We start from the raw sequence: 23,419 nt of genomic DNA on the forward strand, positions 1-23,419 counted from the left end.
CAGCACGAATCGTTCCATCCGAAGCTTGAATCATGATCAAGCCCGATGTGGAATCCTGAATATCAACAGGTCTTAGGCCAATAGGCTTTTTCCCCAACGTTTCCCGGATTGCCATGCCCCAGCCAGATCTTGTCATTTTCGATTGCGACGGGGTGCTCGTCGATTCCGAAATCATCGCCGCGCGGGTCGAGGCCGAGCTTCTGACGTCGGCCGGATTCGAGATTTCGGCCGAGGAGCTTGCCGAGACCTATGCCGGTCTCACCTTCAAGGACATCATGCTGCGGGTCGAGGAGAAGTCGCAGATTCCGTTCCAGGCCTCGCTGATCGACCGCGCCGAGGAACTGGTCGACCGCAAGCTGCGCGCAGACGTGCGCATCATCGAGGGTGCCCGCGAGGCGGTAGCCGCAGTCACCGCGCCGCGCGCCGTCTGCTCCAATTCGCGCACCGAACGGGTCGAATTCATGCTGGAGAAGGTGCGGCTGCTGCCGTTCTTCGCCGGCCGCATCTTTTCGGGGCTGGACATTCCCAGCAAGAAGACCAAGCCGGCGCCTGACGTATTCCTCTACGCCGCCGAGCAACTCGGCGCCAACCCGAAGAACACTTTCGTCATCGAGGATTCCGTGCATGGCATCGCCGGCGCCAGGGCGGCCGGCATGCGCGTCATCGGCTTCACCGGCGCGGGACACAGCTATCCGGGCCATGCCGACGCGCTGACCGAGGCCGGCGCCGAGACGGTCATCCGGCGCTGGGCGGAACTGAACGGCACCATCGCCGCGCTGTCGGAGTGGTCCGAGGACGCCTAGGCTAGTTCGTGGCCGGAGCGCGCTTCTTCCTCTTGCCCTTGGACTTTTCGGCGGCCGTAGCCGGCGTGTTCTCGTCATAGCCGGCATAGGCCTGATAGTCGCGCGCGGAAGGCTCCGGCACCACGACATTGCTGTCGACGAAGACGAACTGGGTAGCGGCCGACGGGTCGGTGACCTGCACCTGGTACTGATGCAGCTGGGAATAAAGCACCTCGTCGCCCCGCTGAACCGCGATGCGGATCGGCATGGTGACGGTGCCGGGTGTGAAGACTGGCCCCGGCACGACCTTGCCGGCGACGGCGATCTTCATCGACATCTGGCCGTTGGCATGGGTGCAATCGCGTGTCACGTCGGTGATCGAGGCCTGGTAGATGACCTTCGACGGATCGTGATCGGGGTCGATCGGCTGGCCGTTTGGTCCGGTCTGGGCGGCCGCGGCGGCTGCCTCGGCCTCGGCCTGCGCCGCGGGATCAACCTTCTTTTTCTTCGGCTTCGCCGCGGTGCCCTTGGCATAGGTGTTGAAATAGGCGGTGCCGTCGCGCAGCGTCACTTTCGGGCAATAGGCGCGCAGCTGGCTGGCGAGGATCTTGGGATCCGGCGGCGGTGGCGGCGCGGTCGGATCCGTTTTCTTGCCGAAACCGAGGTCCAGGATGCCATTGTCGCTCGATTGGCAGCCGGCGGCGGCAAGCATAAAGCCGGTGAGCGCCAGACCCGCGACAAAACGACGGTTGACCGAATAAAACGCCATGAAACTGCACTTCCCTCTCACAAAGCCGGTGACGTATAGCAACCGCGCGGCAAAAATGCGACTGAGCCGGCTCGGAAAATTAACCAATTGCCGTGGATGACGCGACCGGCAACAATGGGCCTTTGAAGATGCAATATGTGAGTACCCGCGGGGATGCGCCCGCGCTTGGATTTTCCGACGCAGTGCTGGCCGGCCTGGCGCGCGACGGCGGGCTTTACGTGCCGCGCGAGTGGCCGCAATTTTCGGCCGCCGACATCCGCGCCATGCGCGGGCTTGCCTATCCCGACCTTGCCATTCGCGTGCTGACGCCGTTCCTCGGCGGCGAGATCGCGACGCCCATCTTCGAGCGGCTGGTGCGGGAGGCTTATGCGACCTTCCGGCATAAGGCCGTCTGCCCGCTGGTGCAGACCGGGAAAAACACCTTCATCCTCGAGCTGTTCCACGGCCCGACGCTGGCCTTCAAGGACGTGGCGATGCAGTTGCTGGCGCGACTGATGGACCATGCGCTTGCCGAACGCGGCCAGCGCGCCACCATCGTCGGCGCGACCTCCGGCGACACCGGTGGCGCCGCGATCGACGCCTTTGCCGGCCGCGACCGCACCGACATCTTCATCCTTTTCCCGCACGGCAAGGTCTCGCCGGTGCAGCAGCGGCAGATGACGACGTCGAGCGCGGCAAACGTCCATGCGCTGTCGGTCGAAGGCAATTTCGACGATTGCCAGGGCCTGATGAAGGACATGTTCAACGACCACGCCTTTCGCGACCGGGTGTCGCTGTCGGGCGTCAATTCGATCAACTGGGCCCGCATCATGGCCCAGATCGTCTATTATTTCTCGTCGGCCCTGTCGCTTGGCGCGCCGGACCGGCCGGTTTCCTTCACCGTGCCGACCGGCAATTTCGGCGATATTTTCGCCGGTTACGCCGCCAAGCGCATGGGCTTGCCGATCGAGCGGCTGATCATCGCCACCAACGACAACGACATCCTGGCGCGTACATTGGCGAGCGGCGAATACCGCACCAAGGGCGTGTTCGCCACGACCTCGCCGTCGATGGACATCCAGGTGTCTTCGAATTTCGAGCGGCTGCTGTTCGAGGCGGCCGGTCGCAACGCCGAGACGGTCAGGCGCTACATGAACGGCCTGAAGCAGTCGGGCGCCTTCACCATCGAGGAAGGCCAACTCAAGCGCATCCGCGCCGAATTCGACGCCGGCCGCGCCAGCGTCGATGAGGTCGCCACCACCATCCGCGCGACGCTGGAAGCGAGCAACTACCTGCTCGATCCGCACACGGCCGCCGCCGTTCATGTCGCGGCCGCCCACGCCTCCGATCCGGTGCCCATGGTGGTGCTCGGCACCGCGCATCCGGCGAAATTCCCGGCAGCGGTCGAGGCAGCGAGCGGCGTCACCCCTGCCCTGCCCGCATGGCTAGGCGGCTTGATGACAGCCGACGAAAAATACACGATACTTCCATCCGACTTGAAAATGGTGGAAGATTATGTGAACCGCCACTCGCGGGCGGCGCGTTAGGGAGTACTTGCCATATGGGTGTTGAGGTAAGCCGTCTGTCGAACGGCCTGACAGTCGCCACCGAAACCCTTCCAAGCATCGAATCGGTTGCCCTCGGAGCCTGGGTCAAGTCAGGCGCCCGCAACGAGCGCGACGAAGAGCATGGCATGGCCCATCTGCTCGAGCACATGGCGTTCAAGGGCACAAAGCGCCGCAGCGCCTTCGAGATCGCCTCGGAAATCGAGAATGTCGGCGGCGAGATCAACGCCGCCACCAGCGTCGAGACGACGTCCTACTATGCAAGAGTGTTGTCCGGCGACGTGCCGCTGGCGGTCGATATCCTGGCCGACATCCTGCAGGAGTCCGAATTCGATCCGGAAGAGCTGGAGCGCGAGCAGCATGTGATCCTGCAGGAGATCGGCGCCGCGCACGACACGCCCGACGACATCGTCTTCGACCGCTTCACCGAAACGGCCTTCCGCCACCAGACCATCGGCCGCTCGATCCTGGGCACGCCGGAGACGGTCAAATCCTTCACTTCCAAGCAACTGCACGACTTCATCGAGCGGCAATATGACGCCGAGCGGATGGTCATCGTGGCCGCCGGCGACGTCAAGCACGACAATTTCGTGCGCGAGGTCGAGAAGCAGCTCGGCGGTTTCCGCGCCAAGGCAGTGGGCAACATCCCGCAATACGCGCAATATGTCGGCGGCGACTTCCGCGAGGATCGCGACCTGATGGATGCGCAGATCGTGCTCGGCTTCGAGGGCCGCGCCTATCATGTACGCGATTTCTACGCCTCGCAGGTGCTCTCGATGATCCTGGGCGGCGGCATGTCGTCGAGGCTGTTCCAGGAAGTGCGCGAAAAGCGCGGCCTCTGCTACTCGGTCTATGCCTTCCACTGGGGTTTTTCCGACACCGGCATCTTCGGCGTGCATGCCGCGACCGGCCAGAGCGACATCGCCAAGCTGGTGCCGGTGATCATTGGCGAGTTGCAGAAGGCCGGCGAAAGCATCCTGCAGGAAGAACTCGACCGGGCCCGGGCGCAATACCGCGCCGGCCTCATCATGTCGGCCGAAAGCCCGGCCAGCCGGGCCTCGCAGATCGCAAGGCAATTGCTGTTGTTCGGACGGCCGATCGCCAAGGAGGAATTGATGGAGCGGCTTTCGGCGCTGACCGTCGAGCGGCTGACCGACCTCTCCTCGCGGCTGTTCTCGACTAAACCGACGCTCACCGCGGTCGGCCCCGTGGGCACGCTTGCGCCCTACGAGGCGATCCTCGAATCGCTTGCGGGCCCGCAGACGACGGCCCGCCGGCTCGCCGTCTGACCCCTAAGCAGGTTCCGCAAAAGTGTCCCATTTTGCGATCAGAGCCTGCGAAAAACCAGGGAATCTAAGCAGATATTCGTGGGGCATCCCACGAATATCCGCTTAGAACAAGCGCCGTGTTCGCGCTCCCTTTCTTTCGCCGTGACCTGCCGGCACTGAAGGGCGACAAGGTCACGCTGCGCGTGCCCTTGACCAACGACTACCGCGAATGGGCGGCGGTGCGCGGCGAAAGCCGCGCTTTCCTCGAACCTTGGGAGCCGCGCTGGCAGCCGGACGAGCTCGACCGCACCGCGTGGCGCCTGCGCATCAGCCGCTACCGCGAGGATTACGCGCAAGGCACGGCGATCGCCTTCTTCATCTTCGAGAAATCGAGCGGCAAGCTTGCCGGCGGCATCACGCTCGGCAACATCCGCCATGGCGTCGCCCAGAGCGGCCATATCGGCTACTGGATCGGCGAACGATTCGGCGGCCGCGGCCTGATGACCGATGCGGTCAAGCTCGTCTCGCGCTTCGCCTTCGATACGCTGCGGTTGCACCGGATCGAAGCTGCCTGTATTCCCGAAAACGCCCGGTCGATCCGCGTGCTTGAAAAAGCCGGATTCCGGCGCGAAGGACTTCTGCGATCCTATCTCAGGATCAACGGCATCTGGCAGGATCACTACCTCTACGCCCGGATCGCGGACGATCCGCCGGGCGATGGAACGAAGGGCTGACTGTGACGAATTTTCCGCGATTAGCGTCGCTGTTCGCCCTCATCATGACGGTCGTCGTCACGCTTTTTTCGGCCATGCCGGCTTTCGCCGTCGAGCCGATCAAGATCGCGCGCGACGACAAGGCGCTGGACCTGTCCGGCGCCGTCGAGATCTACCGGAACCAGGGTGAGAATTTCCAGGTCTCGACGGCGCCCGGCCCCGACGGCATCGTGCGGCGCATCGAGGTGGAGGCCAATGACGCGCGCTCGAGCGGCGACTGGGCCGTGTTCGCGCTCGCCAACACCACCGACCAGCAGCTCGACCGACTGATCGTCGCGCCGCATTTCCGCCTGGTGAATTCCGGCATCTTCTGGCCCGACCTCGGCTCGACCCGCATCGCCGCGATCACGCCCAGCGAGGGTTTCGCGCTCGACCGCCAGACAAGCCCGGACGCCGACGTGTTCCGGGTGACGCTGAACCCCGGAACGGTGGTGACCTTCATCGCCGAACTCGCCTCGCCGAAACTGCCGCAGGTCTATCTCTGGGAGCCGGATTCCTACAAGGACTCGGTCAATTCCTACACGCTGTTCCGCGGCATCGTCATCGGCATTTCGGGGCTTCTTGCGCTGTTCCTGACGATCCTGTTCGTGGTCAAGGGAACCTCGATGTTCCCGGCGACCGCGGCGCTCGCCTGGGCGGTGCTGGCCTATATCTGCGTCGACTTCGGCTTCCTCAACAAGATCATCGAGATATCGCCCGGCAACGAGCAGATATGGCGGGCCGGCACGGAGGTGGCGCTGGCCGCAACCTTCGTGGTGTTCCTGTTCGCCTATCTCAACCTCAACCGCTGGCACGGCCATTTCAGCTATGGCGCGCTGGTCTGGATCTTCGGACTGCTGTTGATCGCGGGCGTGGCCATCGTCGATCCGGCGGTCGCCGCCGGCATTGCCCGCATCTCGTTCGCCGCCACCGCGCTCACCGGTCTCGGCCTCATCATCTTCCTCGGCATTCGCGGCTATGACCGCGCGATCATGCTGGTGCCGAGCTGGGTGATGGTGCTGCTATGGCTATGCGGGTCGTGGATGGCGATCACCGGCATGCTGGACAACGACATCGCCCAGCCGGCGCTGGGCGGCGGGCTGATCCTGATCATCCTCTTGATCGGCTTCACCGTCATGCAGCACGCCTTTGCCGGCGGCGCGCTGCACCAGGGCCTGTTCTCCGACATCGAGCGGCAGGCGCTCGCCGTCGCCGGCTCGGGCGACATCGTCTGGGACTGGGATGTGCTGCGCGACCGGGTGGTGACCAAGCCGGACATCAGCCTGCAACTCGGCCTTGCGCCCAACAGCCTTGGGGGTGCGGCGCGCAACTGGCTGCCGGTGCTGCATGCCGACGACCGCGACACGTTCCGCACCACGCTCGACGTGGTGCTGGAGCATCGCCGCGGCAAGGTGGCGCAGAACTTCCGCCTGCGCGGCGCCGACGGCCACTACCACTGGTTCTCGCTGCGCGCCCGGCCGGTTATCGGCTCCGACGGCGAGGTGATCCGCTGCGTCGGCACCATGGTCGACGTCACCGAACAGAAGAAATCCGAGGAAAGGCTGCTGCACGATGCCGTGCACGACAACCTGACCGGCCTGCCGAACCGCGAACTGTTCATGAACCGGCTGGAGGCGATCATCTCGATCGCCCGCACCGAGGAGAAGGTGCGCCCCACGGTCTTCATCATCGACATCGACCGCTTCAAGCAGGTCAATGACGGTCTCGGAATTTCGGCCGGCGACACCATTCTGCTCACCGTTGCGCGCCGGCTGCACCGGCTCTTGAAGCCGAAGGATTCGCTGTCGCGCTTTGCCGGCGACCAGTTCGCGCTGATGCTGCTTTCGGAGCAGGACCCTGCCCGCATCGCGGCAATCGCCGACGCCATCAAGCACGCAATCAACAACCCGATCACCTTCGCCAAGCGCGAGATCGTGCTGACCGCCTCGATCGGCCTGATCACCTGGACGACGGCGCAGACCTCGGCCGAGGACATGGTCAAGGACGCCGAGCTTGCCATGCACCAGGCCAAGCGCTTCGGCGGCGACAGGATCGAACCGTTCCGGCCCGCCTTCCGCACCGTCGGCACCGACCGGCTGCAATTCGAATCCGACCTTCGCCGCGCCATCGAGCGGCGCGAGTTCACGCTTGCCTACCAGCCGATCGTGCGGCTGGAGGACGGCAGCGTCGCCGGCTTCGAGGCGCTGCTTCGGTGGGACCACCCGCGCCGCGGCATGATCCCGCCGGGGGACTTCATTCCGGTGGCCGAGAATTGCGGACTGATCGTGCAGCTTGGCCTGTTCGCCATGCAGCAGGCGGCCGAAGACCTAGCCTCCTGGCAGAAGCAGATCGGCGACGCGCCGCTCTCGGTCTCGGTCAATTTGTCGAGCCGCCAGCTCATCCGCCGCGACCTCGTCAGCGACGTCCGCTCCGTCATCGCGCGTGCCAATCTGAAGCCGCGCTGCTTCCGGCTGGAACTCACCGAATCGCTGGTGATGGACAATCCCGAGCAGACCGCGCATGTGCTGAGCAAGCTGAAGCAACTCGGCATCGGGCTGTCGCTCGACGATTTCGGCACCGGCTATTCCTCGCTCTCCTATCTGACGCGCTTCCCCTTCGACACGATCAAGATCGACAAGAGCTTCGTCGACGACGCCACGCCGAAGCGCGCGGTGCTGCTCAAATCCATGGTCAACATGGCGCATGAGCTTGGGCTTTCGGTCGTGGCGGAAGGCATTTCGGACGAAAGCGACGCGCTGGAGCTGCGCCAGATGGGCTGCGAATATGTCCAGAGCTTCATGTTCGGTGCGCCGATGCCCGGCGACCAGGTGCTGAAGACGCTGAAAGAGCAGTATCCGCTGACGCAGGCTTAAAGCGCGTCGCGCTGAAGCGGATTCAGGCGACGCGCTTTAAGCCCTTTGTTGTCATGCATGTCGTTATCGCAAAACCGCTACACACTTTTACGCGACATGCATTAGAGGCCCATCGCTTCGTCATCCTCGGGCTTGACCCGAGGATGACAAAGTCGCGAGCGTTCCTGCCAACCGCGAGCGTTGGGCTTCAGGCGTGTCCCGCGGCGGCGCTGAGATGGGCAAGGTCGATACCGATCGAGGCAAGGATACGGCCGTATTTGCGCTCGATGTCGGTGTCGAAGAGAAGCTCGGGCGTCGCCGGACAGGTGAGCCAGCCGTTCTCGGCGATCTCCGTTTCGAGCTGGCCGGCCCCCCAGCCGGAATAGCCGAGCGCCATCAGCGCATGGCGCGGGCCACGGCCGGTCGAGATGGCGCGCAGGATGTCGACGGTTGCCGTCAGGCAGACGTCGTCGGAGACATTGAGCGAGGATTCCACGCGATAGTCGCCCGAATGCAGCACGAAGCCGCGGCTGCGGTCGACGGGCCCGCCGTTGCGCACGACGAAATCGCGCGTATGCGCCGGCAGGCGGATCGCTTCCTGCTCGTTCATGATGCCGAGCTGCACAAGCAGGTCCGGAAACAGCATCTGCTGCGTCTGGTTGATGATCAGGCCCATCGCGCCCTCGTCGCTGTGGGCGCAGATGTAGATGACAGAGCGCGCGAAACGGTCGTCCTTCATGCCAGGCATGGCAATCAGGAACTGGTCGTCGAGAAAACCGCGTCCGGCGGTCGACTTCTTGTGGCGCAGCAAGTCCATGGGCTGAGCGTAACGCGTTTCGGCTGCGCCGAAAAGATGGTGCCAGTCCCCGATGTAACGCAAATATGATACCGGGAGAGCGATGAAGTCATTGCGCGGCCAAGAACGGACGGTCAAATCACCGCCATGCGATACATAAAAATACTGGTTCTCGGCGTCGTTTTCGGGTGGGCTGCAAGCCTCCCGGCAGAGGCCTCCTCCTCAATCTGGTACAACAGTGAAGGCGGCAAGGTTCGGCTGGTGACCACCGGCAAGCCCGACGAGGCCGGCAAGATCCACGGGGTGCTCGACATCGCGCTGAAGCCCGGCTGGAAGACTTATTGGCGCGATCCGGGCGACGCCGGCGTGCCGCCGCAGCTCGACATATCCGGCAGCACCAACATCTCAGACGCCCAATTGTCGTTCCCGCCGCCGCAGCGGCATGACGACGGCTACGGCAAATGGGCCGGGTACGACCGTCCGGTGTCGCTGCCGGTGACCTTCACGCTGTCTTCGCCCGACCAGCCGGCGACCATCGACGCCCATGTCTTCCTGGGCATCTGCGAGACGATCTGCATTCCGGTGCAGACCCGGCTCAGCGTCGATCCTGGGGCCGATCCCGACAACGCCACCGACGCCGCATTGGTGAAAACCGCGCTCGCGACGTTGCCCTCTCCGGCCCGGTCCGATTTCGGCGTCAGCGTGCTGCCCGGCGACCACGAAACCCTTGTCGTCCAGGCGCAGTCGCCAGGCAATCCGGAATCCGTCGACTTCTTCATCGCCGGCGAGCGGGACTACATGTTCGGCGCGCCGGTGCGCAGCGAGAAGGACGGCAAGCTCGTCTTCACCGTGCCGATCCTCGACCGGCCGTCGGCGACGCCGACCGATGGTGGGCTCTATTACACGCTGACCAGTGCCGAGGGTTCGGTGGACGGGCTGCTGCCTTTCCCTTGATCCAGCGCCTCTTTAAGCAGCAACTCCGGACGGAAAACCGCTACACACTTTTCCTGGAATTGCTCTTTGAGCCGCAATTCCGGACGGAAAACCGCTAGACACTTTTCCTGGACTTGCTGTGAGAGGTTGCTGGCCGCCGCGCAGTCCGATATCGAAGGCGTCAGTCCTTTCCCATCTCCCCCAAGCGAGGCTCTCCCCATGACCATTTCGGTTGGCGAAAAACTGCCCGACGTGACCTTCAAGACGATGACCGCTGATGGCGCGAAGGATATAAAGGGCAAGGAGATCTTCGCCGGCAAGAAGGTCGTGCTGTTCGGTGTTCCCGGCGCTTTCACGCCGACCTGCAGCAACAACCATTTGCCGGGCTATCTGGAAAACCATGACGCCATTCTTGCGCGCGGCGTCGACACTATAGCCGTCGTTTCGGTCAACGACGTGCATGTCATGGGCGCCTGGGCGCGCTTCTCCGGCGGCGAAGGCAAGATCCTCTACCTCGCCGACGGCAGCGGCGATTTCGCCAAGTCGGTAGGGCTCGACAACGATCTTTCCGCAGCCGGCATGGGTCTGCGCTCGAAGCGCTTTTCGATGATCGTCGACGACGGCAAGGTCGTCGCGATCAACGTCGAAACCAAGCCGGGCGTCGACGAGAGCGGCGCGGCAAAAATCCTCGAGCAGCTCTAGATCAGGATGACGTTTCGTTGATCCGCCATCCTGATCTCACTCTTTGTTGGAGCATGATCTTGTCCGAAAACCGGTTCCCACTTTTTGCGTGCGCTGACCTCCGGTTCGGGATCATGCTCTGATGCTCGACACAATCTGGCGCGCTGTGGCGATCGGCATCGGCGCCACCGTGTTCATGGATATCTGGGCGATCGTCCTCAACAAGGCGATCGGCCAGCCTTTGCCCAATTGGGGTATGGTCGGGCGCTGGGTTCGGCATCTGCCCGAAAAGGTCTTCCATGACGATATCGGCAAGGCCGCGCCCTATGCGCATGAAAAGGCGCTGGGCTGGGTTTTTCACTACCTGGTCGGCATCCTTTACGGCGCAATCCTCGTGGCGTTGGCGGGCGCGGGCTGGCTGGCGACGCCGACCTTCCTGCCGGCCTTCATCCTCGGCATCGTCACCGTCGGGGCCGGCTGGTTCCTGCTGGCGCCCGGCATGGGCGCCGGCTGGGCGGCATCCAAGCTCCCCAATCCGACGAAGGTGCGCGCGCTCAACCTCGTGGCGCACACGGTGTTCGCGCTCGGCATGTTCTCGACGGCGCTGCTGATACGGTGATTGGTCAGAAGAGACGGTTCAAATCCCTGCGACCGTCGACAACGCGTACGATCTCCACCAAATCGACCGGACCGCTGTCCGTATCTGGGACCGTTTCGTAAAGGAGCAAAAACGGAGCCGCGACAAGCATTCGCGCCGAAGGGCGAATGTCGGGGCGTCTGACGCCCATGCGTGGCTGATCCACGAGTTGTGCAACTCGATCCTCGATCCATTCGTAGTAGTGGTCCGCTGCCTTTAAGTTCTCGGCGCCTATAGTGGTATAGATATCGATCAGGTCGGCTTTTGCCGTTGGCGACCAGACTATCCTAACGACCATTTGGTGAAGCGTCCTTCAGCTTCTGCCGCGCTTCCCTTCGCAAGGTATCGAAGTCCAAAGTCTCCGGTTTTCCGCTTGCCTTCCCTTCGTCCCACAAGCGCTGAAGCCGCCGCACATCCTCTTTCCGAAGTTCGCGCTTGGCCAACCAGTCCCGCATCGCTTCGCGCACGATTTCGCTGGCTGTCGCGTATTCGCCAGCTTCCACAGCTTCGCGCATGACGGCCGCCTGTTGCGTCGTGACGGCTACGCTTAACTTTTCCACGTTTGGCATGGGGTGCTATCCTTGCTCTATGGTAGTAAATAATACTCCCTTTTCGGAGATGCAATCAATGGTGCTGCTGCTTCTCTGAGTTCAGCCGACAATCAGAGGCTCCGCGCTGCTGGCCAGTCGATCGGCAGCCAACCATGGATCAAGCGGCGTGAGCCGATATCCCAGGCGAAGTAATTGCCGCCGCCTGCCGGCTGATCCGCCTCGCGGCTGATTTCCCGTCCACTGAGATGGAGGAGCAACAGCGTTCCGACGCCGCCATGGCCGACGAAGGCGATGTCGGCTTCACCGGTCGTAAGCGCCGCTTCGACCTCGCTGACGATCCGGCCCTGCGCATCGATAGCCCGTTCCCAGCCTCGGATGCTCTCGTGCGGCCTGGCGAAGAACTGATCGGGCGACCGCTTCGAATTCCGGCGGCGGCAGGAAGCCGGTTGCCGACCGGTCGTTCTCGTGCGTCCGCTCGCGCACCTCGACCGCAAGATGAAGACGTCCCGCCAGGATTTCCGCGGTTTCGATCGCCTTGCGTTCGGCGGACGACACGATGCGGCCGATCGAGCCAACCCAGGGCTGGTCGAGCATGGCGACCGCCCTCGCCCGGCCGACGTCGGACAATCTCCATCCAGGCACCGGAACGTCGGCGTCGATGCGCACCTGCGGGTGTGTGATGTAATAGGCTATCGGCACGACATGCTTCTCCGGTCAGAGTGCAAGCCAGCCTGCCGAAATCAATAGCTCTGTGTGGAGCGACGTGCCCTTGGGGTTGCCGACGGCCTTGCCGGTGTGGTCGGCTTCGGCGCCGCTGCCGGCTTCGGCGTTGCAGACACTGCCGAGCCTTTCTTGAACGGCGCCATGCCTTCGCGCGCGAGTTCGTCGGCGCGTTCGTTTTCGGAATGGCCGGCATGGCCCCTGACCCAGTTCCAGGTCACCTTGTGGCGGCGGTTGGCTGCGTCCAGCGCCTGCCATAGCTCGCCGTTCTTCACCGGCTTCTTGTCGGCGGTCCTCCAGCCGTTTTTCTTCCAGCCATGGATCCATTTGGAAATACCGTCCATGACGTATTTGCTGTCGGTGTAGAGATCGACCGTGCAAGGCTCCTTCAGCGCATCGAGCGCGGTGATGGCGGCAAGCAGCTCCATGCGGTTGTTGGTGGTCTCGGCTTCGCCGCCCGACAATTCCCTGGTAACGCCATTGAAGCGCAGGATCGCGCCCCAGCCGCCCGGCCCCGGGTTGCCGGAGCAGGCGCCGTCGGTGAAGATTTCAACGTGCTTGCTCATGTCAGCCCGTATTCGGAAGGAGATCGGATCGCGCGGTGAAAGCGCATGCGGCGGATATATTCGGTCGGATCGCGCTTCATCACCAGCCCGCCATCCGGAATGGTCAGCCAGTCATAGAGGCGGGTCAGCATGAAGCGCAGCGCCGAGCCGCGCGCCAGCATCGGCAGCGCCGCCTTCTCGTCACCCTGAAGCGGCCGCACCGACTGGTAGCCGGCGAGCAGCGCCGTCCCCTTGGTCAGGTTGAAGGAAAAATCCTTCTCGAAGCACCAGGCGTTGAGGCAGGTGGCGACATCATAGGCGTAGAGGTCGTCGCAGGCGAAATAGAAGTCGATCAGCCCGGACAGCTTCTCGCCGAGAAAGAAGACATTGTCCGGGAACAGATCGGCATGAATGATGCCCCGCGGCAGGCCGGTCGGCCAGTTGCGCTCGAAATCGCCAAAGTCGGCATCGACCTCGGCCGCCAGGCCCGGCTCGACCTCGTCGGCGCGGTCGCGCGAGGCCGTCCAGAGCTTGCGCCAGCCGTCGATCGCCAGCGCGTTCGGCCGTCTCATCTGAAAATCCTGGCCGGCAAGATGGAGGCTGGCGAGCGCCTTGCCGACTTCCGCGCAATGCGCGGCCGTCGGCCGCCGCAACGACAGGCCTTCGAGGAAGGTGATGATGACGGCGGGCCGGCCGGCGAGCGTGCCGATCACGGTGCCGTTATCGGCGGTGACCGGCAGCGGGCAGGAAATGCCCTTCCTGGCGAGATGGCCCATCAGGCCGAGAAAGAACGGCAGGTCGGCCTTGTCGACGCGCTTCTCGTAGAGCGTCAGGATGTAGGAGCCGGTCGAGGCGTGAACCAGGAAATTGGAATTCTCGGTGCCTTCGGCGATGCCCTTGTAGGAGAGCAATTCGCCCACCGGATAGGCTTTGAGGAACGCGCTGAGTTCGTTCTCATTGACGTCGGTGTAGACGGCCATCCGGTTTCACGCCGCTCCATTGACGAAGGCCATGTCGGCCGCCGTCAGTTCGACATCGCGCAAAACCCGCATCACCGGAAAATCCTCCGTTTCCGTGGCCGTGATGGCCAGATCGATGGTGACGTCGAAACGCTGGCGGAACGCGTCGATGATCTCATCGACGATGATCTCCGGCGCCGATGCGCCGGCCGACAGGCCGAGCGTACCGATCCCCGCGATCTCATCCCACGGAATTTCAGCGGCGCGCTGCACGAGAAGCGACATCGTGGCACCCGCGCGCTCCGCCACTTCGACAAGGCGACGCGAGTTGGACGAATTGGGAGCACCGACGATAAGGAAAAGATCGACGCCCGCCGCCGTCTCCTTCACCGCTTCCTGGCGGTTGGTGGTGGCGTAGCAGATCGATTCGGCCGCGGCCGCGTGCAATTCGGGAAACCGCTCCTGGAGCGCCCGGATGATGCCGGCGGTGTCCTCGACCGACAAGGTTGTCTGGGTGACGAAGCCAAGGGCCGAAGCGTCGACCGGCACGAAGCGCGCCGCATCGGCCTCGGTCTCGATCAGCGTCACGGCGCCTTGCGGCAACTGGCCCATCGTGCCGATCACTTCGGGGTGCCCGGCGTGGCCGATCAAAAGCACATGGCGACCGAGCCGCTGGTGGCGCATCGCCTGCTTGTGCACCTTGGAGACGAGCGGGCACGTGGCATCGAGGTAGAAAAGGTTGCGCGCCTCGGCATCCGCCGGCACCGACTTCGGCACGCCATGCGCGGAAAAGACCACCGGCGACTGGCGATGCTCCGGCGGAATCTCGGACAGTTCCTCGATGAAGACCGCGCCCAGGCTCTGCAGCCCTTCGACGACGTAACGGTTGTGCACGATCTCGTGGCGGACATAGACCGGCGCGCCGTATTTCTTCAGCGCCAGCACGACGATCTGGATGGCACGGTCGACGCCGGCGCAAAAGCCGCGTGGCTGGCAGAGCCTGATCGTCAGCGGTGGCTTTTTCTCAGTCATTAAAACGGGCCGGTTGGTCGGAATCGATCTCTTTGTTTTGACGCAATTCCGGACGGAAAGCCGCTCACACTTTTCCTGGAATTGCTCAAGGCGAAATGAGGTGCACACCCCTGCCCTGTCAAGAGCAGCAGGCTTCACGCTTCATTCGCTGGGCGGCGAAGCCTGAGGATAAGCACCGCCGCAAGGGCGGCGGCCAAGCCATACCAGGTGACCGCATATTGCAGGTGGTTGTTCGGCAGGTCGATGATGGTGACGCCTCCGACCGGCAGGCCGCCAGGGTTCGGCGTCTTGTCGGCATCGATGAAGAACGGCACCAGCACGAACCCCGCCGGCAGGCCGGCGGTCGCCGCCATGACGTCGCGGTCCTTCCAGTAGAAGATGTTCTTGGCGACGTCATTGTCGGGAAGCATCATCGACGGTTTTCCAGGCAGCGGATTGCGGGCAAGCCCGGTCAGGGTCACTTTGCCGGCAATTTCGCCCTGTCGGCGCTTGGAAGGATCCTTGAGATCGTAGGGAACGAAGCCGCGGTTGACGAGCACGAAGCGGCCATCCTCGAGCTGCAGGGGCGTGTAGACGTTGAAGCCGCTGTCGCCTTGCCAGGTGGAAAAGAAGTGCCGCTCGCCCCGGTGCAGGAAAGTGCCGGTCACCGTCACCGGCGTGTAATCGACATCATGGGAAGCGGCGAATTCCTTCTCGACGTCCGCTAGAGCCAGCGGTGCGGAATGCGTGCGCATATCGATGGTTGCGAGCAGGCCTTCCTTCCAATGCAGGCGCTGAACCTGCCAGGTGCCGAGCCCGATCAGGACGGCGAACAGAACAAGGCCGAGGCCAAGCAGCAACGCCGTGCGGGGCCGTGAACGGCCGGCAACCAAACTGGTCGTCTCGCTCATTCGTTGGAATCCAGCCTGCCCTCGGAGGCTCTCTTCGAATACTGCAAGGTGATCAGCACGCCCTTGATCAGGCGCAGCGCCGTCAGGCACAGCACCAGCGCCAGCGGTATCCACAACATGAAGTGCAGCCAGAGCGGCGGACTGAACGTCACCTCCATCCACAATGCGAGGCCGACGACGACGAAGCCGATGATCAGGATGACGAACACCGCCGGTCCGTCGCCCGCATCGGCGAAGGAATAGTCGAGCCCGCAATTGTAGCAGCGCTTGCCGACGATGAGGAAACTGGAGAACAGCTTGCCTTCGCCGCAGCGCGGGCAGCGGCCATGCAGGCCGGCCGAGATCGGATCTATGGGTGGCCAGATCGCCTTGTCTTCACTCATTTTAGAGATCTTCGCTCATTTCATGATCTCGATCGGTGTGCCGTCGGCCACCCTTGTCCAGATTTCATCCATCTCGGGGTTCGTAACCGCAATACAGCCGTCGGTCCAGTCGACCATTTGAAGCACCCTGCCCAGCCAGCCGAAACCGTTCGGTTGGCCGTGGATCATGATGAGGCCGCCTGGAGCACATAGCGCCCCTCCGGCGTTCGCCCGTCACCCTTGCGGTGCTTGTGGCCGACCGGATCGCCGCCGAGCGCGATGCTGTAGCGGCGCAGGATTTGGCCGCCGCCGATCAGTTGCAACTGCCGTTGCGATTTCTCGACACGCACCAGATCGACCGTCTGTCCGGGCCACATACCCCTGTCGAGCAGTGAGCCTGTGGTGATCAGATACGCGCAGATGGCCAAGGAAATTTTCGCCCACATGACCTACCGATGGCCGGCCATTGCGCCGAAAAGAAGAAGGCGGCCACGTCGCCGCGGCCGCCTTCAAAACTCCTGAAAGCAAATTCCGGAAAAATCGCCACGCGCTTTCCCGGATTGCTTTTTATCAGTGGCCTTCGATCAGCGCGCCGTTCGAGGCCCAGACATAGATCGCGCTGAACAGGAACAGCCAGACCACGTCGACGAAGTGCCAGTACCAGGCGGCCGCCTCGAAGCCGAAATGCTGCTTCGGCGTGAAGTCGCCGCGCATCGCACGCACCAGGCAGACGAGCAGGAAGATGGTGCCGATGATGACATGGAAGCCGTGGAAGCCGGTCGCCATGAAGAAGGTGGCGCCGTAGATCGAATCCTTGAACGCGAAGGGGGCGTGCATGTACTCGTAGGCCTGCACCATGGTGAACAGCATGCCGAGGCCGACGGTCAGCACCAGGCCGTTGATCAGACCCTTGCGGTCGCCATGCAGCAGCGCGTGGTGCGCCCAGGTCACCGTCGTGCCCGACAGAAGCAGGATGATGGTGTTGTAGAGCGGCAGGTGGAAGGGATCGAGAACCTCCAACCCCTTCGGCGGCCAGACGCCGCCGGTGAAGGCGGCGCGGGCATATTGCGAGGCTTCGCCCGGGAACAGGCTGGCGTCGAAAAAGGCCCAGAACCAGGCGACGAAGAACATCACCTCCGAGGCGATGAACATGATCATGCCGTAGCGCAGGTGCAGCGACACGACGCGCGTGTGATGACCCTCATGCGCTTCCTTGATGGTGTCCGACCACCAGGCGAACATCGTGTAGAGCACGATGATCAGGCCGATGAAGAACAGCCATGGATTGGCGATGTTGTGGCCGAAGACCGGGAAGTTGCCGGCCTTCAGATACTGCATCAGGCAGACGCCGCCGATGGCGGTGACCAGCGCGCCGATGGATCCCAGGAAAGGCCACGGGCTCGGGTTGACGAGATGGTAGTCGTGTTGTGGTTTTGCGTGCGCGTCTGCCATATCAACCCCCGAGGCTTGCGTCGGAATCTGGAACTTTGTTGCTGCTGCCAGCGGCCGGCGCCGACGAGGCGACCGGCTGTTTCTTTTCGACCGGGAACATCGTGTAGGACAGGGTGATCGTCTTCAAGTCCTTGAGTTCCGGCACGTTGACGATGTCTGGATCGACATAGAACACGACCGGCATGTCCAGCGTCTCGCCGGGCTTCAGCGTCGTGTCGGTGAAGCAGAAGCACTCCACCTTGTTGAAATAGGCACCGGCCATTTCCGGCTGCACGTTGAACGAGGCGCGGCCGGTGATGGTGCGGTCGAATTTGTTGGTGGCGCTGTAATGCGCCTGCGCCGTCGCGCCGATCTTGATCGTCACCGAGCGGGCGACAGGCTCGAACCGCCACGGAATGCCGTTGGTGTTGGCGTCGAAGCGGATTGTTATGTCGCGGTCGAGCACGCGGCCGGCATATTGCTTTTCGGCGCGCTGCGTGGTGCCGCCATAGCCGGTCACCTGGCAGAACATCTTGTAGAGCGGCACCGCCGCGTAGGCCATGCCGACCATGCCGGTGAAGAAGGCGAGGCAGATGGCGGCGACGATGCCGTTGTTCACCTTGCGGGGCTTGCTGCCGGTCTCGCCGCCCATCAGCCGCCTCCCAACAGGCCGGAGCCGGTGATGCTGGCCCCGGTGTGGCCGAAGCGCACGATGGTGGCGGCATAGAAGATGACGACCAATGCCGCCAGCGCGACACCGATGGCGATGGAGCGGTTGCGGCGCGCCTTCTGCTGGCGTTCGGTCAGCGTGACCAGTTCGAGTTTCTTGTCGGCCACGATCATACTCCCCCCATCATAAGGGCGCGCCCGACCACGCAGTCGACGAGATAGGCGGCAAAGATCGCGAAGAGATAGAGCAGCGAGTAGCCGAACAGGGCCTTGGCCGGCTTCATCGCGCGGTCGTCGTCGGCCATGGCAAGCACTTTCCAGGCATACCAGACGAAGCCCGCGCCGAGGACCGCCGAGACGACCCCATAGCCGGCCGTGGTGTAGCCGAGCGCCCAGGGCAGCACGCCGACCGGCGCCAGGATCAGCGCATAGGCAAAGATCTGCCGACGGGTGGAGGCTTGGCCAGCGACATTCGGCATCATCGGGATGCCCGCGCGGGCATAGTCGTCGGACTTGAACAGCGCCAGCGCCCAGAAATGCGGCGGCGTCCACAGGAAGATGATCAGGAACAGGATCACGCTTTCGAGGCTGACCGAGCCGGTCACCGCGGCCCAGCCGATCACCGGCGGGATGGCGCCGGCGGCACCGCCGATGACGATGTTCTGCGGCGTCCAGCGCTTCAGCCACATGGTGTAGACGACGGCATAGAAGAAGATGGTGAAGGCGAGAAGCGCGGCCGACAGCCAGTTGACCAGCACGCCCAGCGTCATCACCGACAGCACCGACAGGACCAGACCGAAGCTCAACGCCTCTCCCGGCGTGACGCGGCCGGCCGGCACCGGGCGCCCGGCGGTTCTGGTCATCACCGCGTCGATGTCGGCGTCGTACCACATATTGAGCGCGCCGGAGGCGCCGGCGCCGATAGCAATGGCCAGGATGGCGATCATCGCCAGCAGCGGGTTGATGGCGACGGGCGCCGCGACCAAGCCGACAAAGGCCGTGAAGACGACCAGCGACATCACGCGCGGCTTCAACAGGGCGAAGAAATCGGCTGCGGTCGCTTCCGACATGCGAAAACCCGCTTCCTCCATCAATCTGTCTTCGGCAAGGGCCATGCGTACTTAAAGTCCATCATTCCGTTGGCCAAGACCGCCGGACAAGCCGGCGGCCTCGTATGCGTCGGGACGCTGCTTACTTGATCTTCGGCAGCTGTTCCCACTGGTGGAACGGCGGCGGCGAAGGCAGCTGCCATTCGAGCGTGGTGGCACCCTCGCCCCACGGATTGGCGCCGGCGACGCGCTTCTTCTGGAAGGCCTCGAACACGCCGTAGAGGAAGATCGCAACACCGACGGCCGAGATGTAGGAGCCGTAGGACGAGACCATGTTCCAGCCGGCGAAGGCATCCGGATAGTCGACGGTACGGCGCGGCATGCCGGCGAGGCCGAGGAAGTGCTGCGGGAAGAAGATCAGGTTGACGCCGACGAAGGTCACCCAGAAGTGGGTGTTGGCGATCACCGGCGAGTACATGTAGCCGGTCATCTTCGGGAACCAGTAGTACCAGCCGGCGAAGATCGCGAACACGGCGCCCAGCGACAGCACGTAGTGGAAGTGGGCGATCACGAAATAGGTGTCGTGCAGCGAGCGGTCGAGGCCGGCATTGGCCAGTTGAACGCCGGTGACGCCACCGATGGTGAAAAGGAAGATGAAACCCAGCGCCCACAGCATCGGCGGCTTGAAGGAGATCGAGCCGCCCCACATGGTGGCGATCCAGGAGAAGATCTTCACGCCGGTCGGCACCGCGATGACCATGGTGGCGAACACGAAGTAACGCTGCGTGTCGAGCGACAGTCCGGTCGTATACATGTGGTGCGCCCAGACGATGAAGCCGACGGCGCCGATCGCGACCATGGCGTAGGCCATGCCGAGATAACCGAACACCGGCTTCTTCGAGAAGGTCGAGACGATATGGCTGACGATGCCGAAGCCCGGCAGGATCAGGATGTACACCTCGGGATGGCCGAAGAACCAGAACAGGTGCTGGAAGAGGATCGGGTCACCGCCATTGTCCGGCACGAAGAAGGAGGTGCCGAAATTACGGTCGGTGAGCAGCATGGTGATGGCACCCGCCAGGACCGGCAGCGAGAGCAGCAGCAGGAAGGCGGTGATCAGCACCGCCCAGGCGAACAGCGGCATCTTGTGCAGCGTCATGCCGGGAGCGCGCATGTTGAAAATGGTGGTGATGAAGTTGATGGCGCCGAGGATCGACGACGCGCCGGCAATGTGGATCGACAGGATCGCGAGGTCCATCGCAGGGCCGGGCTGGCCGGAGGTCGAGAGCGGCGGATAGATCGTCCAGCCGCCGCCGACACCGAAGGCGCCCGGCGCGCTCGGCACGAACATCGAGGAGAGCAAGAGGATGAAGGCCGGCGGCAGCAGCCAGAAGGAAATGTTGTTCATGCGCGGGAAGGCCATGTCCGGCGCGCCGATCATGATCGGCACCATCCAGTTGGCGAAGCCGCCGATCAGCGCCGGCATGACCATGAAGAAGATCATGATCAGGCCGTGCGCGGCGCCGAAGGCGTTGTACATGCTCTTGCCGCCGTCGATGGCGGCGTCGCCCTGCATGCCATAGACCATCTGCGCCAGGCCGCTGAAGATCTGGATGCCCGGCTCCTGCAGCTCCATGCGGATGGCGACCGAGAGCGCGCCGCCGATGATGCCGGCAATGATCGCGAAGATCAGGTAGAGCGTGCCGATGTCCTTGTGGTTGGTCGAGTAGACCCAGCGGACCCAGCCATGCGGCCTGTGGTCGCCGTGATCGTGAGCTGCAGCCTCTGCCATGTTCCGCTCCGTTCCCTAAATCTTGCTAACCCGCGGCATCAGTTGCCGGCGGCCGCTACCTTGTTGGTACCATCGATCTCGGCCATCAGCGCCTTGTTGGCAGCCGGCACGTCGGTCTTGGCCGTATCAAGCCAGGTCTTGAACTGCGCGTCGGACACGACGCGGACGGCGATCGGCATGAAGGCATGGTCCTTGCCGCAGAGCTGCGAGCACTGGCCGTAGTAGAGGCCTTCCTTCTCCGCCTTGAACCAGGTCTCGTTGGTGCGGCCGGGCACGGCGTCCATCTTGATGCCGAAGGACGGCACGGCGAAGGAGTGGATAACGTCGGTGGCGGTGATCAGCACACGGGTCAAGGTGTTGACCGGTACGACCAGCTCGTTGTCGACCGCGAGCAGGCGCGGATAGAGGCCGCGATCTTCCTTGCCGGCCTTGGCGCGGTCGGCATCCTGGAGAACCGCCGAGTTGAAGGAGAAGGTCTTGTCGACCTGGTATTCATAATCCCAGTTCCACTGGTTGCCGGTCGCCTTGACGGTGAGCTTGGCTTCTTCCGGCGGGGTGTATTGCGCGGTGAGCAGCTGGAAGGAGGGAATGGCGATAAGCAGAAGCACGATCACCGGCCCGACCGTCCAGATCACTTCGATCAGCGTGTTGTGGCTGGTCTTGGACGGCACCGGATTGACGCTGGCGCGGAACTTGACGATGCAAACCAGCAGCAGCAGCAGAACGAGGATGGTGATCGGGACGATGAACCACATGGTGTAGTTCCCGAACCGCTCGATCTGCCGCATCATGTCGGTGGCCGGAGCCTGGAAGGTCATCTCCCATGGCCGCGGCTGGTCGGCACGGGCCGCCGCGCTGGAGAAGAGCACGGCCGAAGCTGCCGCACCTGCCAAGAATTCAGCGCTTGCCAGGAATTTCCTCATCGCCCTCTCGTCTCCCACTTCCCGCGATCCGATCGCACCAATAATCGACGATGCCGAGATTGGGAATCCCGGTCTGTCCCTAGGGTGGTTCAAACCATACTCTATTTCCCTCCGCAAGGAAGGAGCGGAGGAAACCGTGCGGCATTTTTGCGCGCAAGCCGAAGGCCGTGTTCGGCGCTCGCCGCGCTATATGCGCCACGGTCGCAATTCGGGCGAATTTGCTTTGGAAAAGCATGGAATTGCCGGTATCGGGGCGGACCGGCGGCGGTCTCGTCCTTTACTTGGCCCCGGCGCGGCTTAAAGTGCCGTGATTCGCAATGGAGCCGTTATGACTTCCTGGCTTTCGAGAACCCTGGCGAAGGTCGTCCTTGCCGTCGCCTTGCTCGGTGTCGGCGTAGCCGTTGGCGCCGCTGCCTCGCCGAACAACGCCACGCCGCCGAGCGGCACGGTGAAGTCGACGCATGGCGCGTGGTCGATCATCTGCGATACGCCTGCAGGCGCTACCTCCGAGCAATGCGTGATGATGCAGAACGTCGTCGCCGAGGACCGCCCTGAAATGGGGCTTTCGGTCGTGGTGCTGCGCACCGCCGACAACAAGGCCGAGATCCTGCGCGTGCTGGCGCCGCTCGGCGTGCTGCTTCCCAACGGCCTCGGTCTCAATGTCGATGGCAAGGATATCGGTCGCGCCTATTTCGTGCGCTGCTTCCAGGATGGCTGCTATGCCGAGGTGATCCTCGAAAAGCCGCTGCTCGACACGCTGAAGAGCGGCACCTCGGCCACCTTCATCGTCTTCCAGACGCCCGAGGAAGGCATCGGCATTCCCGTCGACCTCAAGGGCTTTGCGGAAGGTTTCGCCGCCCTACCTTGATCTTCTTGCCCATGCGCCGCTCCTGACGCTGAGGTCCGGTGGCGAATGCGCGTTTGGCGGCCAGGAGGCTCAATGCGCGCGAATTTATCCGCTTTCGTCACCGGTCTGGCGCTGGTCGCTGCGGTTTCGGCCGCGCGGGCAGAGGATGATGAAATCCTCCAGAAGCCGGAACCGGCGGCGATCCTCGATATCGCCAAGGGTTTCGGCTCGGCCAGGATGGACAAGGACGGCAATGGCGATCCGATGCTTTCCGGGCGGGTCGAGGGCGTCAAATACGTGATCTATTTCTATGGCTGCGAGGATCACGAGAACTGCAAGTCGCTGCAATTCTCGACCGGCTACACCGACCCGCTGACCGCCGACCAGGCCAATGTCTGGAACGCGAAATACCGCTGGGTAAAGGCCTATGCCGGCGACGGTTCGAATTTCAGGATGGATGTCAGCTTCGCCGGCGGCATCACCAGGGCCAATCTCGAGGAGCAGTTTTCCAACTGGAACGCGATGGCCGCCAACATCAAGGACTTCGTCAACGGCAAGTGATGGCGGGGCAATCGCCGACTTGGCCTTGTTGACGATTGTGCGACGGCGGCTTCGCGCCTACATGCCGAGGAACG

General features: G+C 63.3%; 25 protein-coding genes and 2 pseudogenes. 10 read left to right on the forward strand and 17 right to left on the reverse strand.

Annotation, left to right across the window (positions count from 1 at the left end; genetic code table 11):
• Positions 1–113 precede the first annotated feature (113 nt).
• The gene (locus tag FJ424_RS29155; RefSeq protein WP_140659162.1) at positions 114–803 is read left to right on the forward strand and encodes an HAD family phosphatase; all 690 of its coding nucleotides are present in this window, start codon (positions 114–116) and stop codon (positions 801–803) included.
• A 1-nt stretch (position 804) separates the two neighbouring features.
• Here FJ424_RS29155 and FJ424_RS29160 read toward each other — a convergent pair whose 3' ends face one another.
• Positions 805–1,551 carry a hypothetical protein gene (locus FJ424_RS29160; RefSeq protein ID WP_140659161.1) on the reverse strand — a complete coding sequence of 249 codons (747 nt, stop codon included), beginning with the start codon at positions 1,549–1,551 and terminating at the stop codon, positions 805–807.
• A 128-nt stretch (positions 1,552–1,679) separates the two neighbouring features.
• Here FJ424_RS29160 and thrC point away from each other — a divergent pair, with 128 nt between their 5' ends.
• From thrC to FJ424_RS29180, 4 genes are all read left to right on the forward strand, one after another.
• Positions 1,680–3,077 (forward strand): threonine synthase, encoded by a 1,398-nt coding sequence (thrC, locus tag FJ424_RS29165; RefSeq protein ID WP_140659165.1) that lies wholly within the window; start codon positions 1,680–1,682, stop codon positions 3,075–3,077.
• Between the two features lie 14 nt (positions 3,078–3,091).
• Complete coding sequence (locus tag FJ424_RS29170) at positions 3,092–4,384, forward strand: pitrilysin family protein (protein WP_140647298.1); 1,293 nt, start codon at positions 3,092–3,094, stop codon at positions 4,382–4,384.
• Between the two features lie 116 nt (positions 4,385–4,500).
• The gene (locus FJ424_RS29175; protein WP_140647297.1) at positions 4,501–5,097 is read left to right on the forward strand and encodes a GNAT family protein; all 597 of its coding nucleotides are present in this window, start codon (positions 4,501–4,503) and stop codon (positions 5,095–5,097) included.
• Positions 5,098–5,141: 44 nt separating this feature from the next.
• Positions 5,142–7,988, forward strand: coding sequence for an EAL domain-containing protein (locus tag FJ424_RS29180; protein ID WP_140659164.1), 2,847 nt, complete (start codon positions 5,142–5,144; stop codon positions 7,986–7,988).
• Between the two features lie 187 nt (positions 7,989–8,175).
• Here FJ424_RS29180 and FJ424_RS29185 read toward each other — a convergent pair whose 3' ends face one another.
• Positions 8,176–8,784 (reverse strand): YqgE/AlgH family protein, encoded by a 609-nt coding sequence (locus tag FJ424_RS29185; protein ID WP_140647296.1) that lies wholly within the window; start codon positions 8,782–8,784, stop codon positions 8,176–8,178.
• A 126-nt stretch (positions 8,785–8,910) separates the two neighbouring features.
• Here FJ424_RS29185 and FJ424_RS29190 point away from each other — a divergent pair, with 126 nt between their 5' ends.
• From FJ424_RS29190 to FJ424_RS29205, 3 genes are all read left to right on the forward strand, one after another.
• Positions 8,911–9,717, forward strand: coding sequence for a protein-disulfide reductase DsbD domain-containing protein (locus tag FJ424_RS29190; RefSeq protein ID WP_140659160.1), 807 nt, complete (start codon positions 8,911–8,913; stop codon positions 9,715–9,717).
• Between the two features lie 198 nt (positions 9,718–9,915).
• The gene (locus FJ424_RS29195; RefSeq protein WP_140659159.1) at positions 9,916–10,398 is read left to right on the forward strand and encodes a peroxiredoxin; all 483 of its coding nucleotides are present in this window, start codon (positions 9,916–9,918) and stop codon (positions 10,396–10,398) included.
• A 121-nt stretch (positions 10,399–10,519) separates the two neighbouring features.
• A complete protein-coding gene (locus FJ424_RS29205) occupies positions 10,520–10,996 on the forward strand; it encodes a DUF2938 domain-containing protein (RefSeq protein ID WP_140659158.1) in 477 nt (158 codons plus the stop codon).
• A gap of 4 nt (positions 10,997–11,000) precedes the next feature.
• Here FJ424_RS29205 and FJ424_RS29210 read toward each other — a convergent pair whose 3' ends face one another.
• From FJ424_RS29210 to coxB, 15 genes and pseudogenes are all read right to left on the reverse strand, one after another.
• Positions 11,001–11,312 (reverse strand): type II toxin-antitoxin system RelE/ParE family toxin, encoded by a 312-nt coding sequence (locus tag FJ424_RS29210; RefSeq protein ID WP_140647292.1) that lies wholly within the window; start codon positions 11,310–11,312, stop codon positions 11,001–11,003.
• On the reverse strand, positions 11,302–11,583 hold the full coding sequence (locus FJ424_RS29215) for a type II toxin-antitoxin system ParD family antitoxin (protein ID WP_140647291.1): 282 nt from the start codon (positions 11,581–11,583) through the stop codon (positions 11,302–11,304). The genes FJ424_RS29210 and FJ424_RS29215 overlap by 11 nt, the downstream gene beginning before the upstream one ends.
• A gap of 92 nt (positions 11,584–11,675) precedes the next feature.
• A pseudogene (locus FJ424_RS29220) lies at positions 11,676–12,264 on the reverse strand (histidine phosphatase family protein).
• Between the two features lie 41 nt (positions 12,265–12,305).
• Complete coding sequence (gene rnhA, locus FJ424_RS29225) at positions 12,306–12,851, reverse strand: ribonuclease HI (RefSeq protein WP_140659157.1); 546 nt, start codon at positions 12,849–12,851, stop codon at positions 12,306–12,308.
• Positions 12,848–13,810 carry a homoserine kinase gene (locus FJ424_RS29230; protein ID WP_140659156.1) on the reverse strand — a complete coding sequence of 321 codons (963 nt, stop codon included), beginning with the start codon at positions 13,808–13,810 and terminating at the stop codon, positions 12,848–12,850. The genes rnhA and FJ424_RS29230 overlap by 4 nt, the downstream gene beginning before the upstream one ends.
• Before the next feature lie 6 nt (positions 13,811–13,816).
• Positions 13,817–14,821 (reverse strand): 4-hydroxy-3-methylbut-2-enyl diphosphate reductase, encoded by a 1,005-nt coding sequence (gene ispH / locus FJ424_RS29235; protein ID WP_140659155.1) that lies wholly within the window; start codon positions 14,819–14,821, stop codon positions 13,817–13,819.
• A 134-nt stretch (positions 14,822–14,955) separates the two neighbouring features.
• Positions 14,956–15,711 (reverse strand): SURF1 family protein, encoded by a 756-nt coding sequence (locus FJ424_RS29240; RefSeq protein ID WP_181182199.1) that lies wholly within the window; start codon positions 15,709–15,711, stop codon positions 14,956–14,958.
• Positions 15,708–16,094 carry a DUF983 domain-containing protein gene (locus FJ424_RS29245; protein WP_140659154.1) on the reverse strand — a complete coding sequence of 129 codons (387 nt, stop codon included), beginning with the start codon at positions 16,092–16,094 and terminating at the stop codon, positions 15,708–15,710. The genes FJ424_RS29240 and FJ424_RS29245 overlap by 4 nt, the downstream gene beginning before the upstream one ends.
• Positions 16,095–16,109: 15 nt before the next feature.
• A pseudogene (locus FJ424_RS29250) lies at positions 16,110–16,519 on the reverse strand (L,D-transpeptidase family protein).
• Positions 16,520–16,643: 124 nt separating this feature from the next.
• The gene (locus FJ424_RS29255; protein ID WP_140647284.1) at positions 16,644–17,525 is read right to left on the reverse strand and encodes a cytochrome c oxidase subunit 3; all 882 of its coding nucleotides are present in this window, start codon (positions 17,523–17,525) and stop codon (positions 16,644–16,646) included.
• Between the two features lies 1 nt (position 17,526).
• Positions 17,527–18,156, reverse strand: a complete 630-nt coding sequence (locus FJ424_RS29260) for a cytochrome c oxidase assembly protein (protein WP_140659153.1) — start codon at positions 18,154–18,156, stop codon at positions 17,527–17,529.
• Positions 18,156–18,347, reverse strand: coding sequence for a hypothetical protein (locus FJ424_RS29265; protein WP_140647282.1), 192 nt, complete (start codon positions 18,345–18,347; stop codon positions 18,156–18,158). The genes FJ424_RS29260 and FJ424_RS29265 overlap by 1 nt, the downstream gene beginning before the upstream one ends.
• Positions 18,344–19,288: a heme o synthase gene (locus FJ424_RS29270; RefSeq protein ID WP_140659152.1), complete on the reverse strand. Its 945-nt coding sequence runs from the start codon at positions 19,286–19,288 to the stop codon at positions 18,344–18,346. Before FJ424_RS29270 ends, FJ424_RS29265 begins: the two co-directional genes overlap by 4 nt.
• A 76-nt stretch (positions 19,289–19,364) precedes the next feature.
• Entirely contained in the window at positions 19,365–21,014 is a 1,650-nt protein-coding gene (ctaD, locus tag FJ424_RS29275) for a cytochrome c oxidase subunit I (RefSeq protein ID WP_140647280.1), read from the reverse strand.
• A 38-nt stretch (positions 21,015–21,052) separates the two neighbouring features.
• On the reverse strand, positions 21,053–21,937 hold the full coding sequence (coxB, locus tag FJ424_RS29280; RefSeq protein ID WP_140659151.1) for a cytochrome c oxidase subunit II: 885 nt from the start codon (positions 21,935–21,937) through the stop codon (positions 21,053–21,055).
• Between the two features lie 328 nt (positions 21,938–22,265).
• Between coxB and FJ424_RS29285 the strand changes: the two genes are divergently transcribed.
• Positions 22,266–22,805 carry an invasion associated locus B family protein gene (locus tag FJ424_RS29285; protein ID WP_140647278.1) on the forward strand — a complete coding sequence of 180 codons (540 nt, stop codon included), beginning with the start codon at positions 22,266–22,268 and terminating at the stop codon, positions 22,803–22,805.
• Between the two features lie 72 nt (positions 22,806–22,877).
• A complete protein-coding gene (locus FJ424_RS29290; RefSeq protein ID WP_181182198.1) occupies positions 22,878–23,345 on the forward strand; it encodes a YbjN domain-containing protein in 468 nt (155 codons plus the stop codon).
• Positions 23,346–23,419: the final 74 nt, after the last annotated feature.

Source organism: Mesorhizobium sp. B3-1-8 (assembly GCF_006439495.1).
GTDB lineage: Bacteria > Pseudomonadota > Alphaproteobacteria > Rhizobiales > Rhizobiaceae > Mesorhizobium.

What these genes read in the sequence shown, in the direction of transcription:
- FJ424_RS29255 (WP_140647284.1), bottom strand. Translation starts at nt 17,525, where the DNA reads ATGGCAGACGCGCACGCAAAACCACAACACGACTACCATCTCGTCAAC.
- FJ424_RS29160 (WP_140659161.1), bottom strand. Translation starts at nt 1,551, where the DNA reads ATGGCGTTTTATTCGGTCAACCGTCGTTTTGTCGCGGGTCTGGCGCTC.
- coxB (WP_140659151.1), bottom strand. Translation starts at nt 21,937, where the DNA reads ATGAGGAAATTCCTGGCAAGCGCTGAATTCTTGGCAGGTGCGGCAGCT.
- ctaD (WP_140647280.1), bottom strand. Translation starts at nt 21,014, where the DNA reads ATGGCAGAGGCTGCAGCTCACGATCACGGCGACCACAGGCCGCATGGC.
- FJ424_RS29270 (WP_140659152.1), bottom strand. Translation starts at nt 19,288, where the DNA reads ATGGCCCTTGCCGAAGACAGATTGATGGAGGAAGCGGGTTTTCGCATG.
- FJ424_RS29245 (WP_140659154.1), bottom strand. Translation starts at nt 16,094, where the DNA reads ATGAGTGAAGACAAGGCGATCTGGCCACCCATAGATCCGATCTCGGCC.
- FJ424_RS29190 (WP_140659160.1), top strand. Translation starts at nt 8,911, where the DNA reads ATGCGATACATAAAAATACTGGTTCTCGGCGTCGTTTTCGGGTGGGCT.
- rnhA (WP_140659157.1), bottom strand. Translation starts at nt 12,851, where the DNA reads ATGAGCAAGCACGTTGAAATCTTCACCGACGGCGCCTGCTCCGGCAAC.
- FJ424_RS29265 (WP_140647282.1), bottom strand. Translation starts at nt 18,347, where the DNA reads ATGATCGTGGCCGACAAGAAACTCGAACTGGTCACGCTGACCGAACGC.
- FJ424_RS29285 (WP_140647278.1), top strand. Translation starts at nt 22,266, where the DNA reads ATGACTTCCTGGCTTTCGAGAACCCTGGCGAAGGTCGTCCTTGCCGTC.
- FJ424_RS29215 (WP_140647291.1), bottom strand. Translation starts at nt 11,583, where the DNA reads ATGCCAAACGTGGAAAAGTTAAGCGTAGCCGTCACGACGCAACAGGCG.
- FJ424_RS29290 (WP_181182198.1), top strand. Translation starts at nt 22,878, where the DNA reads ATGCGCGCGAATTTATCCGCTTTCGTCACCGGTCTGGCGCTGGTCGCT.
- FJ424_RS29195 (WP_140659159.1), top strand. Translation starts at nt 9,916, where the DNA reads ATGACCATTTCGGTTGGCGAAAAACTGCCCGACGTGACCTTCAAGACG.
- FJ424_RS29260 (WP_140659153.1), bottom strand. Translation starts at nt 18,156, where the DNA reads ATGGGCGGCGAGACCGGCAGCAAGCCCCGCAAGGTGAACAACGGCATC.
- FJ424_RS29230 (WP_140659156.1), bottom strand. Translation starts at nt 13,810, where the DNA reads ATGGCCGTCTACACCGACGTCAATGAGAACGAACTCAGCGCGTTCCTC.
- thrC (WP_140659165.1), top strand. Translation starts at nt 1,680, where the DNA reads ATGCAATATGTGAGTACCCGCGGGGATGCGCCCGCGCTTGGATTTTCC.
- FJ424_RS29240 (WP_181182199.1), bottom strand. Translation starts at nt 15,711, where the DNA reads ATGAGCGAGACGACCAGTTTGGTTGCCGGCCGTTCACGGCCCCGCACG.
- ispH (WP_140659155.1), bottom strand. Translation starts at nt 14,821, where the DNA reads ATGACTGAGAAAAAGCCACCGCTGACGATCAGGCTCTGCCAGCCACGC.
- FJ424_RS29155 (WP_140659162.1), top strand. Translation starts at nt 114, where the DNA reads ATGCCCCAGCCAGATCTTGTCATTTTCGATTGCGACGGGGTGCTCGTC.
- FJ424_RS29205 (WP_140659158.1), top strand. Translation starts at nt 10,520, where the DNA reads ATGCTCGACACAATCTGGCGCGCTGTGGCGATCGGCATCGGCGCCACC.
- FJ424_RS29170 (WP_140647298.1), top strand. Translation starts at nt 3,092, where the DNA reads ATGGGTGTTGAGGTAAGCCGTCTGTCGAACGGCCTGACAGTCGCCACC.
- FJ424_RS29210 (WP_140647292.1), bottom strand. Translation starts at nt 11,312, where the DNA reads ATGGTCGTTAGGATAGTCTGGTCGCCAACGGCAAAAGCCGACCTGATC.
- FJ424_RS29180 (WP_140659164.1), top strand. Translation starts at nt 5,142, where the DNA reads ATGACGGTCGTCGTCACGCTTTTTTCGGCCATGCCGGCTTTCGCCGTC.
- FJ424_RS29185 (WP_140647296.1), bottom strand. Translation starts at nt 8,784, where the DNA reads ATGGACTTGCTGCGCCACAAGAAGTCGACCGCCGGACGCGGTTTTCTC.